Annotated in this window: 9 protein-coding genes; 4 read left to right on the forward strand and 5 right to left on the reverse strand. The window is 40.7% G+C overall.

The features are described 5' to 3' along the window. Nucleotides 1-25: 25 nt before the first annotated feature. From CA265_13630 to CA265_13645, 4 genes are read left to right on the forward strand one after another with little or no spacing between them, the layout of a single operon-like run. On the forward strand, nucleotides 26-3193 hold the full coding sequence (locus CA265_13630; protein ARS42986.1) for a SusC/RagA family TonB-linked outer membrane protein: 3168 nt from the start codon (nucleotides 26-28) through the stop codon (nucleotides 3191-3193). A 27-nt stretch (nucleotides 3194-3220) separates the two neighbouring features. After that, nucleotides 3221-5134 carry a RagB/SusD family nutrient uptake outer membrane protein gene (locus tag CA265_13635; protein ID ARS40643.1) on the forward strand — a complete coding sequence of 638 codons (1914 nt, stop codon included), beginning with the start codon at nucleotides 3221-3223 and terminating at the stop codon, nucleotides 5132-5134. A gap of 12 nt (nucleotides 5135-5146) precedes the next feature. Next, nucleotides 5147-6346 carry a hypothetical protein gene (locus CA265_13640; protein ID ARS40644.1) on the forward strand — a complete coding sequence of 400 codons (1200 nt, stop codon included), beginning with the start codon at nucleotides 5147-5149 and terminating at the stop codon, nucleotides 6344-6346. A gap of 29 nt (nucleotides 6347-6375) precedes the next feature. Then, nucleotides 6376-7071 (forward strand): hypothetical protein, encoded by a 696-nt coding sequence (locus tag CA265_13645; protein ID ARS40645.1) that lies wholly within the window; start codon nucleotides 6376-6378, stop codon nucleotides 7069-7071. Nucleotides 7072-7527: 456 nt separating this feature from the next. On the opposite strand, the gene CA265_13650 is transcribed toward CA265_13645, so the two are convergent. The 5 genes from CA265_13650 to CA265_13670 all read right to left on the reverse strand — a co-directional run bounded on the left by CA265_13650 (nucleotide 7528) and on the right by CA265_13670 (nucleotide 15395). After that, on the reverse strand, nucleotides 7528-9180 hold the full coding sequence (locus tag CA265_13650) for a Na+/galactose cotransporter (GenBank protein ID ARS40646.1): 1653 nt from the start codon (nucleotides 9178-9180) through the stop codon (nucleotides 7528-7530). Nucleotides 9181-9232: 52 nt separating this feature from the next. Continuing rightward, a complete protein-coding gene (locus CA265_13655) occupies nucleotides 9233-10108 on the reverse strand; it encodes a hypothetical protein (protein ARS40647.1) in 876 nt (291 codons plus the stop codon). 104 nt (nucleotides 10109-10212) lie between these two features. Then, nucleotides 10213-11001, reverse strand: coding sequence for an oxidoreductase (locus CA265_13660; protein ARS42987.1), 789 nt, complete (start codon nucleotides 10999-11001; stop codon nucleotides 10213-10215). Nucleotides 11002-11054: 53 nt separating this feature from the next. Next, nucleotides 11055-12221, reverse strand: a complete 1167-nt coding sequence (locus tag CA265_13665; GenBank protein ARS40648.1) for a galactonate dehydratase — start codon at nucleotides 12219-12221, stop codon at nucleotides 11055-11057. Nucleotides 12222-12506: 285 nt separating this feature from the next. Then, nucleotides 12507-15395, reverse strand: coding sequence for a beta-galactosidase (locus CA265_13670; protein ID ARS42988.1), 2889 nt, complete (start codon nucleotides 15393-15395; stop codon nucleotides 12507-12509). Nucleotides 15396-15425 lie beyond the last annotated feature (30 nt).

A 15425-nucleotide genomic window follows, 5' to 3' on the forward strand; every position in this document is an offset into this window, starting at 1 on the left:
GAAGAAAATTTTCCTATTTTATTTCATGCTATTTCTATCTGCAGCAGCCTTTTCGCAAGAAAAAACCGTTGTAAAAGGAACAGTACGAAATGCAGAACAACAGCCCCTCGCCGGTGTTAGCGTGGGGGTAATCGGGCAGAATGTTGGTACTACTACCGACAATGAGGGCCGGTTTACGATTCAAATCCCCAAACCTGCGGGTGCAAGGCTAAGATTTAGCTTTGTTGGTTACACCACAATCGAAGTAGCCGCAAACGATCCGAAAGCGATCAACATTGTTTTAAAAGATGATGCGCAGAATGAACTGCAGGAAGTGGCCGTTGTAGCCTTCGGAACGCAGAAAAAAAGTTCCTTAACCGGTTCGGTAACCACCATTAGTGCGAAAGACCTAAAAGGCCCAACCAGTAACCTTACCACTACTTTAGCAGGGCGTGTTCCGGGAGTTATTGCCTACCAGCGTACCGGTGAACCCGGACAAGATAATGCCAACTTTTTTGTAAGGGGTGTGGGTACTTTTGGAACCGGAAAGCAAGATCCCTTGATTTATATTGATGGTATTGAAAGTACACCTACCGATCTGGCCCGTATTAACCCTGATAATATTGATAATTTTTCGGTACTGAAAGATGCGGCAGCTACTGCATTATATGGTTCAAGAGGATCGAATGGGGTAATGTTACTGACCACTAAATTGGGCGCGCAGGGCGTTACCAAAATCAATGCAAGGGTAGAAAACAGGTTATCAACCAATACGCAAAACTTTAAACTGGCTGATAATATTACCTACATGCGTTTGGCGAATGAGGCCGTAACCACCCGTGATTTTCAAAACCAGGGCGGTGTAAATCCACCTTACTCACCTAATAAAATCGATAATACAGCTGCAGGTATGGATCCCTTGCTGTATCCAAGTAACGACTGGGTTAATATTCTGACAAAAAATAACACCAGAAATTTGGCAGCAAATTTAGATGTAAGTGGCGGTAACGAGAAAGCAGTTTATTATGTAAGTTTAACTTACGATGAGAATAATGGTTTACTGAGGGAAGCCGGGTTAAACAATTTTAACACCAATGTAAAGGCACTTTCTTATTCCTTATTGTCAAACATCACCATCAACTTTACCAAAACCACCAAAGCGCTCATCAGCGTACGTGGTACATTTGATAACAATACTTCGCCGGTTGGCGGTGGATCGCGGATTTTCACTTTGGCTTCTCAAAGCAATCCGGTAGCTTTCCCTGCTTTGTATCCGCAAAGTTTTTTACCTTATGCACAACATCCCCTATTTGGCAGTGCCTTATTGCCCAACTCCAATAATCAACTGTATACCAATCCATTTGCCGAATCAGTAAAAGGGTTTCAGGAATACAACAGGGCACAACTAGTACCCCAAATCACGATAAACCAAAATTTGGATGGTATTACAAAAGGTTTAAGTGCCCGTGCCATGGCTTTTACACAGCGTGATGCCGATTTTACTTTGGTTAGGCAGTACAGTCCTTTTTATTATCAGGCCAGACAGGTTGGTGGACAAACCCTCCTAACCTCGCTTAACGAACCTACTCCAGGTTCATCAACACTCCAAATCGGAATCCCTCCAACAGAGTACCTCACCTATTCGCCATCAGCAAAAAACGTAAGTACAGTTATTTATGGTGAAGCGGTAATTAACTATCTACGCACCTTTAGCGAAAATCATTCAGTTGGAGGAAGATTTATTACCACCGTCCGTTCTACCGTTAATGGCAATGCCAACACCTTACAATTATCGTTACCAAAACGTAATTTAAACTTTTTAGGCCAGGCGAACTATGCTTATAAAGATAAATACCTGGTAGATTTTAGTTTTGGTTATAATGGATCAGAACGGTTTTCACCGGATAAACGTTACGGGTTTTTCCCATCAATCAGTGGAGCATGGATCGTTACGAAAGAAAAATTCATGGAGCCTTTAAGTAAAGTGATTACGAATTTAAAACTTCGGGGCAGTTATGGTTTAAGTGGTAATGATCAAATCGGATCTGATGCCGATCGTTTCTTTTATTTATCAGAGGTACAATTAAATAATATCTCTAGAGGAGCAACATTCGGAGAGAATTATGGTTATAGCAGACCGGGTATCTCAACCAGCCGTTATGCAAATCCAAATATTACTTTCGAAAAAACAAAGCAATATAATTTAGGCTTAGAATTAAGTTTATTTAACGATTTCAATTTCGTTATCGAAGCTTATAAGAAAAACACTTCTAGCATTTTATTATTCAGGAGTAATGTACCCTCAACTTCAGGTTTGCAGGCCGGTACTTTTGCAAACATTGGAGAAGCCAGCAGCCAGGGGGTCGATTTTTCATTCAATTACTACAAAAATTTCAACAAAAACTATTGGGCTAAAATTTATTCAACTTTTACTTATGCCGCAAGCAAAGTATTATTTAATGAAGAACCTAATTATCCTGACAACTTAAAACACCTAAGTGCGGTGGGAAAATCGGCAGGACAGCTGTATGGCTTAGTAGCCGAGCGCTTATTTACCGACGAAACAGAAGTGAGAAACTCACCACGCCAAAACTTTGGTATTTATGGTGCCGGAGATATTAAATACCGCGACATCAACGGCGATGGGATTATCAGCTCTTTGGATATTGTACCTATCGGCCTGCCTAAAGACCCAGAGATTATTTATGGTTTTGGAGGTTCTTTCGGTATCAAACAGTTTGATTTTAGCTTTTTCTTTCAGGGATCAACCCGTTCTTCATTTTTCATCAATCCAAGTTCAAGTCGTAGCGCAGGTACAGGAAATGTAGAAGGGATAGCACCTTTTGTAACCTTTGGTGGTACCCAATCTGGTTTGCTGGATATTATTGCACAAGACCACTGGAGTGAAGACAATAGGAATGCATATGCCTTTTGGCCAAGACTAAGCAGCGAAGTAGTGGCCAACAATGCGGTGGCATCATCCTGGTGGTTAAGAAGGGGCGATTTTTTACGCTTAAAGCAGGTTGAACTGGGCTATAATTTTAGTGAAAAACTGGCTAAAAAAATCGGCTTAGGCAGTGCCAGGATATACATGAGCGGTCTAAACTTATTTGCAGTAAGCAGCTTTAAACTGTGGGAAGTTGAAATGGCCGGTAATGGTTTGGGGTATCCTTTGCAAAGGGTATATAACCTGGGCATAAAGGTTGGAATTTAACCAGATTAACAATTTTATTTGATCAAGATGAAGACTCAAAAGAATAATTTATATAAAATAACGCCCGCTATAATAGCCTGTATCATATTACTGGTGATGGGCTGTAAAAAAGGTTTTTTAGATGTGGTACCAGATAACTTACCTAAAATAGAAAACGCTTTTGCCCTGCGTACCGAAGCAGAGAAGTACCTGTTTACCTGTTATTCGTACATACCAGATGATGGAAGTACTGCTTCAAATCCGGCATTTTTAGGTGGCGATGAAATGTGTGTTCCCCTACCAAGCAGATCTACTGATATTGCCACGAATATACCACGTGGTAATCAAACGGTAGTGGCACCATTTTTTAATTATTGGGATGGAGGAATGTTCCTGGCCATTAGGGATTGCAATGTTTTTATAGAAAACATGAAAGACATGAGCAAAGTACCCGATATAGGTATAGACGAAAGAAATAGATGGATTGCTGAAGGTGAATTTTTAAAAGCTTATTACCATTTTATCTTATTACGTGCCTATGGTCCGATTCCTACTATCGAAGAAAACGCACCTGTAGACGGGCCGATAGAAAACACTAAAGTAAGGCGTATGCCTGTTGATAGCGTAGTAAACTTTATTGTAAAACACCTTGATTTAGCCATTGCAAACCTGCCAGATGTTATTCAAAACACCAACAATGAATTGGGCAGGGTAACCAGACCTATTGCCCTGAGTATGAAAGCACGTGTTCTGGTATTAGCGGCCAGCCCTTTATTTAATGGCAATACGGATTACAATACATTTAAAGATAAACAAGGTGTACAACTCGTGAGCACGACCTACGATCCAAAAAAATGGGAAAGAGCAGCTTTGGCTTGTAAAGCTGCCATCACTTCATGCGAAGGCGTAGGTATACAATTGTACAAATTTCCTACTTCTATATTTAAATTAAGCGATACCACCATTAAACAGATGAACCTGCGAAATGCAGTGAGTCAAAAATGGCAAAACTCGGAATTGATCTGGGGGAATCCAAATACAGCAACCAGTAATTTACAATATATAACGGTGGGTCACTTTGACGGCAGATATGGGGCAAGCAATGGTGCTATTGCCGATGTAGGCGCCACGCTAAAACTGGCTGATCTGTTTTATAGTACGAATGGGGTACCGACCAATGAAGATAAAACCCTTAATTTCAGTAACCGATCAGAACTAAGAGCCGGCGTTAACAAAGAGCGTTTTAACAACTTAATAGGTTATACCTCATCGAGGCTTAATTTTGACAGGGAAAACCGTTTTTATGCTTCACTGGGTTTTGATGGCGGGATATGGTATCAGGAAGGTAGTTTAACCCGTAGCGATGAAGGAACATTTAGTTTGCAGGTACGTTTAGGCGGGGCAGGTAACGGGACGCCACAACCGCCAACGGGTTACTATGCTAAAAAATTGGTGAGCTGGAAATTTACCTGGGCAGCAAACAACTCTACCAGTACAGAAAGGTATCCCTGGCCAATGTTTCGTTTAGCTGATCTCTACCTTTTATATGCAGAATCACTCAATGAATTTTCAGGCCCAAGTAACCTGGTTTACGATTACCTGAATAAGGTACGGGAACGTTCTGGTTTACCTACTGTTCAAAAATCATGGACAGACTTTTCCAATAACCCAGGCAAATACCAAAGCAAAGAAGGCTTACGCAGCATTATTCGCCAGGAAAGAGGGATTGAATTGGCGCTGGAAGGCAGCCGATTCTGGGATTTAAGAAGATGGAAAACAGCAGGCACGGAACTTAATGGCAACGTACAAGGCTGGGATAAAGATCAGGCCGATCCAACACTTTATTACAGAATTATAACCCGATATACACAACGTTTTGTAGCCCCTAGAGATTACTTATGGCCAATAAGAGAGAATAATTTATTAATAAACGAAAACCTGGTTCAAAACCCGGGTTGGTAAATTTTAGGCAAAATGGAAAAAAACTTAAAAAAATTACAATCCGGCATCATATTGCTGCTTGTGGTTCTTACAACCTTTGGCTGTAAAAATGATATACTTAACGGTCCTATCGAAAATAGTGCTGAAAAGCCGGGAACGGTATCAAATGTCACCGTAGAAAATAAGAGTGGTGGTGCTTTGTTAACCTATACCCTACCCACAAATGAAGGGCTTTCTTACATTAAAGCGGTATATGAAATACGCCCAGGTGTAAAAAGGGAGGTGGTAAGTTCTTACTATACCAGCCAGCTATTAATTGATGGTTATAACTCAACAAATGAACAGCAGATTACATTATACGCTGTGACGAAGAGCGAGGTGATGTCTGATCCTGTTATCGTAAAAATTAAACCACTAAAATCGGCCATTCAACTTGTTTATGAGAGTTTAAATATTATTGCAGGTTTTGGCGGACCAAATTTAAAATTCACCAATCCCAACAGGGCTGCTGTTATTATTGCCCCGATCATTAAAGCAGATAATGGCAGTATTAAAGCATTGGATAAAATTTATACCCAAACGCTGTCAGGGAATAGTACACTTAGAGGTCAAGAGTCTGTAGCCACAAATTTTGGTTTTGTGGTCATGGACCGTTTTGGCAATCATACCGATACTTTGTATAAAAATATAACACCTTATAGTGAAGGGATGTTAGACAAATCAAAGTTTGCAGCATATAACCTGCCAGGAGATGCAACCATGGCTTATGGTACATTTTTGAGCTATTTTTGGGATGGCGCCTACGCCCCTGCTTATTGGCCCAGGGCATTTACACTGGAAGGAGTTACCACACCACAAACCATTACCATCGATTTAGGTGTAACCAGGGCCCTAAGTAGATTTATATTTTTCCCACGAACTGAATCGGGCAATAAATTCTATGTTAGGGCAAATCTTCGCGATTTTGAAATCTGGGCAACCAATAATCCGCCGGCAGATGGAAGTTATACCGGCTGGACCAAACTGGCTACCCAATCGGTAGTAAAACCTTCCGGCCTGCCATCGGGCACCGAAACAGCAGAGGATCTGGCCTATGCATTGGCAGGATGGCCAACGGAGTTCGAACCTGGCTTACCTGCCTTTAGGTATTTAAGAATTAAGTCTACACGCAACTGGGAAAACACCTATGCCATTATGGGTACTCAAATAGAGGTTTATGGCAGTAAAAATTAAAATAATAACGACGATTTAAATTTACTCAGATGAAAATAAATATATGGATGTCTTTTGCATTAATGGGATTTTTCGCCTTTAGTGCCTGCTCAAAAATAGACGATTACAGGGGGCAATTTCAAGGAGACAAAGAAATATCTTACCCAGGCATTTTAGACTCTGCAAAAGTTCTCGCGGGCAACAAACGGGTGATGGTATACGGTCAGTTTACTTCAGATCCTAAAATTGTGAAATACCAGGTATTTTGGAATGGAAAACAAAACATGGTCGAAAAAACGATTGTTCGCAGCAGTGGTGTAGACGAGGTTAAGTTAATTATTGATAACTTAACAGAAGGGGGCATTAATTTCGAAGTCAGAACTTTTGATAATAAAGGAAACATGTCTATACCCATTTACATCAATGGGACTGTATTTGGCGAAAATTATGCTTCAGCAATTGTAAACCGTGTTTTTAATCCCGCCACGACCAAATACGATGCGACCAGTAAAATTTTAACCATCGATTGGCAAGGCATAGATCCTACAGCCATTTATACGACTGTTGAGTATACTGATGTAAACGGCCTGCCTAAAACCATGCAGGTTACAGATCCTTCATCGGTATTAACCCGGATTAACGATTATAAAACAGGTACAGATCTATATTATCAGACAACATATAAACCTCAGAAAGATGCTATAGATAATTTTACAGTTCAGAAAAAGGATACTTTTAAACGTTAGCCAATTATAAATTAACACACTCAAAAGGGTAATTTTCGATATGAAAATTGCCCTTTGTTTTTTATAGCTGATTAAACTTTTTGAAACAGTTGATTGCTTTATTTGAAACATGTTTTTTTGGAAAGAGCGGGACATCCTTCCATGGCGGTTTGCAGCCCTGCTTTCACTGCAATCTTTTTGCACCGAATTGAGCACCAAATAATAAAACATCTGCAGCAAAAAGTATTTCCGTTCAATCACGTTTAGGTACAATGGCCGCTGCTCAAAATAGAATTACCTGATGCATTTTGGCGGATTATGCACTTTTATTGTTCTTCTATTACTGATATGGTTTAAAAAATAGCGGTGCTTCTTAAATTGCCTTATTTGCTGGTATAAGGGCAATTAAAAAAATATCCAGGAATAACAAAAAAAGCTGATGTTTCCATCAGCTTTTTTTTAATCCAGAAGTGTAGGTTAAAAAAAGATAATATTAAAGGCTACCGTAATCATCAAAACGATAAGCCCCAAATAAAGTGGATTAGTATACCAGGTTTTGCTCTTTAAATCTTGTTTCGGCGTTAAGCTGTAAACCAGTCCAACCAGTTCTTTTTCGTCTTTGGCTTTGGTGAACAAACTGATTACGATGGTAAATACCAGACACACCATAAAGGAGATCGATGCAATGGTAAAGGCCTGCCCTGTTGCCGAATAAAAATCGAACAAATGAATCAGCCAGCCACCTTTGCCCTCGGCTACCGATAAACCATGTGTAATGGCCGCAGCGCCTGTACCTAAAAGTAAACCCCAAAAGGCTCCATGACCAGTGGTCCGTTTCCAGAACATGCCCAAAAAGAAAGTAGCAAACAGGGGTGCATTTACAAAACTAAATACAAGCTGGAGCAAATCCATAATACTGTTAAAGCCACGGGCCACATAAGCTGTAGCGATAGAAATTAAAATACCGGCAACAGTAGTGGCCTTGCCAACCATTAAATAATGCAAATCGGAAGCTTTTTTCTTAATATGGGTTTGGTAGATATCATAAGTAAATACCGTGTTAAAAGCGGTAACATTGCCCGCCATACCACTCATAAATGAAGCAATTAATGCGGTTATGCCTAAACCAAGCAAACCACTCGGATAAAGTTTCTGCAACAATAAAGGCAGTACCATATTATAATCTTTATCGCCATTAACATTAACAGGCAGTTCGAAGCCGCTATACTGCCCCTGTAAGGCCAATAAAATGATTCCAGGAAGAATCACGATGGCTGGCATTAAAATTTTAGGAAAAGCAGCCAAAACGGGTGTGCGTTGTGCCTCGTTCAGATTTCGGGTAGCCATTGCCCTTTGTACCACCAAAAAATCGGTACACCAATAGCCAAATGCCAATACAAAACCCAATCCAAAAACCATACTAAAGGCATCTACGCCCATCGGGTTGTTTGCCGGACTATCTAAACCCTTCCAAACGTGAAGCTTCGCATCATCAACATGTTGTAAAATACCATCAATTCCTCCGGCCTTATCTAAACCGATGTAAACCAAAGGCGCTATGCCAATAATAATTAAAAAGAACTGCAATACTTCGTTATAAATGGCACCTGTTAAACCTCCGGAGAAAGTATAAATCAATACCACACCAGCGGCAAGCCATATGGATAAATCGAAATCCCAGCCTAAAATAACTTTCATTAACATGGCCAGTGCATACAGGGAAACACCAGATGAAAAAACAGTCATTGCAGCAAAAGTAAGTGCGTTAAAAGTCCTGGTTTTTTCGTCGAAACGTAATTTTAAATATTCAGGTACACTTCGGGCCTTACTACCGTAGTAAAAGGGCATCATGTATACGCCTAAAAAAATCATTGCTAAAGCAGCACCCAACCAATAAAAATGCATGGTATACAAGCCATATTTTGCGCCATTGGCAGCCATGCCCAAGACCTCCTGTGCGCCTAAGTTTGCTGATATAAAAGCTAAACAAGTAATCCATAATGGAATGTTGTGCGAGCTCAGTAAAAAATCATTCCCTGTTTTTATTTTCTTTTTCAGCACCAAACCAATGCCCATTACCAAAACAAAATAAATGGCAATAATCAGGTAGTCGATAAGTTCTAGTTTCATAAACGATTATTATTTGGTTAGTAGTATTTGTTTTTATGGCAAAAGCCAGTAACTATTGTTGTTTGTAAGGAGCAGTTGGCAATCCCGTTACCTTTAATTTTACCATAAAGAGCGAGCCACTGTGTGGGTATTTTTTTAATTCGTCGGCACTTAATCCATCCTTTGCCGTGGTAATTAACATTTGATTCATCAATTTACCCCCAAATGCGCAGCTCGTTACGTTTGGCGCATTGATTTCAATCTTTCCTATACAGGCCCCGGTGAGCGGATTATACCTGTTTACGCAAGCACCTCCCCAAATGGCTACCCAAAGCATGCCTTCACTATCAATACACATCCCGTCGGCCACGGTATTAGGTTCGGTTATTTCTACTACAATTCTTTCGTTGCTGATATTCCCGGTAGCCAAATCATAATCGAAGGCTTTAATGTGGTAAAGAAAACTATCGATGTAATACAGGGTGCGGTTATCCTGCGACCAACAAATACCATTAGATACACTTGTGCCTTCAATTTTCTTAACTAATTTTCCGTTGTAGCAGTAAAGATTACCTGCACCATGTTTGGCATTAATATTCATGGTTCCCACCCAAAGCCTGCCTAATGCATCGCAAGCGCCATCGTTACTCCTGTTTTCGGGATCCTCTTTAAATTTCGCCAGGTTTATCGTTTTACCGGTTGCTAAATTGAATAACACAATTTTACCCTGTAAAGCCACTAATAGCTGATCATTTTCGGCAGGCGCCAGCATACCAGGCATTGCCGATATTTTTTTGGTAACTACTTTACCATTTGCCGGATTACAGGTACCAATTAGTTTGCCTTTGATGTCGATAAACAAGAATTTTTGCCATCCAGCATGCCAGCGGGCACCTTCTCCTAAAATTAAATCTGCTTTATAAAGCACATCTGGCTTCCAAATATCCATCGTATTGTTAAAAAATTACCCTCATCTTAGTATCGCTTTTGTCTCAAACCCCAAACCCCATCATCCATCTCCCATCATCCATCTCCCATCCTTCCATCATCACCTTAGCTATCCTGCATCATTGCACTTCGGCCTCCATCAATTAAATAGGTAGTCCCCGATGCAAAACCTGCATATTCGCTGGATAAAAACACACACCAGCCTCCGATTTCTTCAACCGTGCCTAGTTTTTTTACCGGATGAAGGTTTATCGTACGTTGTCTTTCTTCTTCAGGCTGAATAAATGAATTAAACCATTGCTGATTACCGGGTGTATCGATAAAGCCTGGTGCAATACCTATCGTTCTAATACCAGGCCCCCATTCTATGGCCAAACTCCTAACCAAACCCGTTAAGGCGGTTTTGGCAATGTTATAGGGTGCACAACCGGGGATACTGGCAAAGGCATGGTTAGAAGCCATTACAATAATTACCCCATTATTTGTGTTTAATAATGATTTGCAACGTTTGGCCAGGCGCCAGTGTGCTGAAAGGTTTAGGTCTAAATTAAACTGCCAGTTTTTTTCGGTACTATTTTCTAATCCCGTAAATACATTCTGTCCGGCATTAGAAACTAAAATATCCAATCTCCCATAATCATTGGTGATATCTGAAACAAGCCCATCAATGTCTTCGGTTACCACCATATCGGCTTTAAAATAGTCGGTATGTGCATCAAAAGACTCCATTTCTGCTAAAAATCGCTGCGCAACATCACTCGTTTCACTTTGTTCTGCACAGCCTATAACGGTGCAACCCGCTTTGGCCATCATTTTGGCAATCCCCAAACCAATACCCGAAGTAACACCCGTTACCAAAGCTATTTTCCCTTTTAAATCTATTGTTAGTGCCATAAAATCCATTTAAAAACCTACCAGGCATTAAACCTGATCGGTTATATTCATATTTAAACGTAGAAACCAGCCCTTGGCGTTAAAATGCCGGGGTGTTTTTCCATTTCTTCTTCAATTAAATCTACCCCTAAACCTGGCCTGTCGCTCAGTTTCAAATGCCCGTTTTGCACCATATCAGCAATCGGATGCGAAATCACTTCATCACGCCATGGCACATCGTTAAACATAAATTCTTGTCTGAAAAAGTTTGGCACCGAAGCGCAAACCTGTGCCGAAGCCAATGTAGATAGCGGCCCGTTCGGATTATGTGGCGCCAGGAGTACATTATAGGCTTCCATCATGGTCGCCATGCGTTTCATTTCTGAAGGCCCACCGCAACGGGTAATATCAGGCATCATGATATCGCAGATATGTTTTTCCAATACATCGCGGATACCGTGACGGGTATAGTGGCGCTCGCCTACGCAGATGGAAACATTCGAAGGAATCCGATCCCTCATGGCCTTTAAGGTATTGGCATTTTCTGGTCCTGCAGGCTCTTCATACCAGGTAATATTTAATTCTGAAAGCCTTTGTGCCATGGTTACCGCCACACGGTAATTTAACATGGCGTGCGTTTCGATCATGATATCAAATTCGGGCCCAACAGCATCACGAACGGCCTTACTTACATTAAATGCCAGATCCTGTTGAGGAGCTGTAAGCTGAAGGTTTGATGATAGATCTTCGCCATACAAATAATTGGTGTGTGCAAACGGGTCGAATTTTAAGCCTGTAAAACCCGCTTCTTTAACTTTTTTGGCCTGTGCAGCATAATCTGCTGTATTATGACCGCCGCCTGTAAACCAGTAGTTGGCATAGAGTAAAATGTCTTTCCTGAAAGCGCCACCTAAAAGTTCGTAGCAGGGTACGCCCAATACTTTTGCTTTTAAATCGAGCAATGCCATGTCTATCCCGCTAATGGCACACATACTGGCACCAAACGGGCCCATCCAGTTTAAATCTCTGTAAAGTTTAGTCCATATAAAATCAGTTTTCATCGGATCTAAACCAATAATACGCTGCCCTACGTGTTTGGTTGCTTCAAAAACAATCGGACTGCCTGGCCAGTTTGTGGCCTCGCCTACTCCTGTATGTCCGGTATCGGTATATATTTTTAATAAGGTCCAGTTGTATTTTACGCCCTCAACCAGCCATACTTTTACATCTGTTATTTTCATTTTGTTGTTGTTTTTATATTCGTTTTGTTGGTATTACCGCCAACTTTTAATTTATTCTATTTACTTAGCCAATAGCTGTCAGATTGAGTTTTCTTAAGTAAACTGCAAATCCTTCGACAGGCTATCATTGACAGATTCCAGAAAAGGTCGTCATTGCGAGGAGGAATCCCGAATGTTCGGGAAAGCAATCTTTCATGCTAGCCATCCTTGTTAGAAAGATTGCTTCCCCGAAAGGTCGGGACAAGCTGTCGGCTGAAAAAGCCTTCTCGCAATGACGTTTCTTTTTTATTGCAGCCTAAAATTTACACTTCCTTTTAATGATTTGCCCTTAATATTAATGCGTCCATCGGTAAATGGCGAGCCGTAAAAAGGCTCGGAACCGTTATTCCAATAATCAGCAACCAGCAATTGTATTTTTTCATCCTGTAACCAGCTTCTTGATGCCTGCTTACCATTAGATTGAATCACCATTTCCTTACTTCCATTGCTTAACCGGGTTTGGAGTATATGCTGTTTGGTTGATCTAAAATCGTTCGACCCCATCTCATTGCTATCATCTTTCCATTGTTTAGCTGCCGGTTTTCCAAATTCTTCTACACCTGGTAACCATTTAGCATTTAATTTCGCTGTTCCGCTGTTACGGGCAATATCTTCTGCTGCATAAACGGTAAATTCGCCTTTGCGTTTCCAGCTTAATTCGTCGAAAGTTTTAGGTAACTGGAAAAGCATCCCATATTGATAAGGCCTTTCTAAAGTAGTTTTCACTTCGTAATCTACCTGAGTGTTGCCGTTGGCAAAAAATCTATAGGTTATATCACCATCCCCGGTGGTATAAGTGGTTTTGATCGCAAAAGTAATTGCATCGTTCGTTTGATCTACCTTAATGGCATTTGCGAAAATGGTGTACGAAGGATAATTTTTAATCGGGTGGATATTATTCTGGTACGTTTCGCCAGCTACATTGGGTTTGCCGCCATCTTCGCTATTCATCGCCACTACACTAAATACGGGTCCCTGTTCTAATACTTTTACCCCTTTGTTTGTTGCACCAGATATTACACCTGTAATTTTGTTTATGGTATAATTCACATCTCCCTGTGTTACAAAATAGGCCATTTCATTTTCTGTAAGCGATAAGCTCAGCTTGTTGTGTGCCATGGTTTCTTCAGCCGGTTTCAAAACCATAAGTTCTTCGTTCACCACATTACCCGAAGGGTCTTTAAATGAAATATATACTTCTTTTGTTGCTTCTTTTACAGGGATTTCTAATTGGCCTTCGCCATGTGGTTTGATTGCTGAGCTTAGCTTAACAGGCACACCATCAACCTGAGCAGTAATTTCTACATCACTCAGCGAAATAAAATCATGACGGTTTTCTATTTCCAGTACCAATTTACCATTTTTAATGATTGGCTGAAGCACATTTTTGATGACCACGGGTGCATAGGCTTTTTTCATGCCCCAATATTCGGGCTTTGGCCTGCGCCAGGCATCAATTGGTCCCCAGGGGCCATAACCTACGATATTACCATCGGGTAAATGAAAAGTATCATCAATACCGCTCCAAATGGCACCACCTAAATTACCTTTGTGTACATACATGCTATCGTACATTTTAACCAATGATGGGCCATAACTTGCCCTTACGCCCGGATCGGTTAATAATTCGCGACGGTTATAAGTGCTTAAATGAGCATATTCGCCAAACAAAGTTGGCCTTTTCATCGTATCGGTAGCTTTGGGGCCATTAATGCCTGGATAATGGTAATTGGCGATATCAACTTTATTGCCTCCATTATTGAAACCACCCCAGCATTGATCGTGAAAAGAAATAGGTCGTGTAGGGTCTATTTTTTTAGCTTCGCGATAAACTTTATCCCATAGCGGGCTCCAATAACTTTCGTTACCTAAACTCCAGATAATTACCGAAGCATGGTTTTTGCCAGCCTGCATTTTTTCGATATTCGCCGCAAGCATGTAAGGATAAAACTTTTCGTCTTTATAATTCCATAACTTCCAGATTGGCGAAGCACCGTGCTGAATCCATGTTAAGGAACTCTCGTTTTCTACAAACAGGCCAATACTATCGGCTATGGCTAAAAACCTTTCGCTTGGTGGGTAATGTGAAGTACGGATGTAATTGCAATTGGCTTGTTTAAACAATTCGGCATCTTTCAACTCCAAATCGTCGCTTATGGCACGCCCGGTAAGTGGATGTACCGAATGGCGGTTAACTCCTCTTAACTTAATGGGCATTCCATTTACAAATACCTGATTTCCCTTTACCTCAACCTGCCTGAATCCAATTTTTTGTTGATGGCTTTGGGTCGTTTTTCCATCAATAATTAATACCGTGGTTAAAGTATATAAATACGGCTTATCGGTATTCCATTTTATTGGATTTTTCACCGAAATATCGGTATGAATTAAAGTCGATTTTTGACCAGATACTGCCGGCACTGCAGCTTTAACCGTAGCGATACTTTTTCCGGTAACAGCTGCTAAAGTGTAAATGATCTGTCCTGCTGAAGCCTTTTGCCCCTGATTGTTGACCAATGCTTTAAGGTTAAGTGTCGCATTATTGTGGTTTTTATCGAGTGTTGTTACCACTGTAAAATCGGCGATATTAACCTCTGGCAGGGCAAACAAAGTAACATTACGCAATATCCCCCCTACGGTATGTACAGCGTACTGTGAGGTACAAGCCAAAATATCGCTGATGGTATTGGCCTGCACATCAACCTGAAGCAGATTTTCTCCGCTTTTTAATGCATCGGTAATGTCAATTTCGAAGGGAACAAAACTACCTTCGTGTTCAGCTAGTTTTTTACCATTTATTTTAACTACTGCGTGAGAACTTACCCCATCAAAACGCAACTTCATGCGATTGCCTTTCCAATTGTTCGGTATCGAAAACGTTTTGGTGTAAGTAGCCGTTTCTCCGGTATTAACCGTATAACCTTGCATTACCCACTCCCCTGGCACTTTAATATTTCCTTTTTTGTTGCTTTGTTCAAATTTCCAATCGCCGTTTAAAGAAATAACAGGTTTATTGCTGCTGAGCAACGAGGATGGGATTGGTGAAAGGGTACTGGCTATGCCACTGTTCTGTGCCAATAGCGTTAAAGCAGTACTGGTTACCAAAGCAAAAGTCAGCAATAATTTGCGTCTTATTTGGTAACCGTGAATTTTATTTAGGGTCAT

The organism is Sphingobacteriaceae bacterium GW460-11-11-14-LB5 (assembly GCA_002151545.1).
In the GTDB taxonomy this organism is placed as follows: Bacteria; Bacteroidota; Bacteroidia; order Sphingobacteriales; family Sphingobacteriaceae; genus Pedobacter.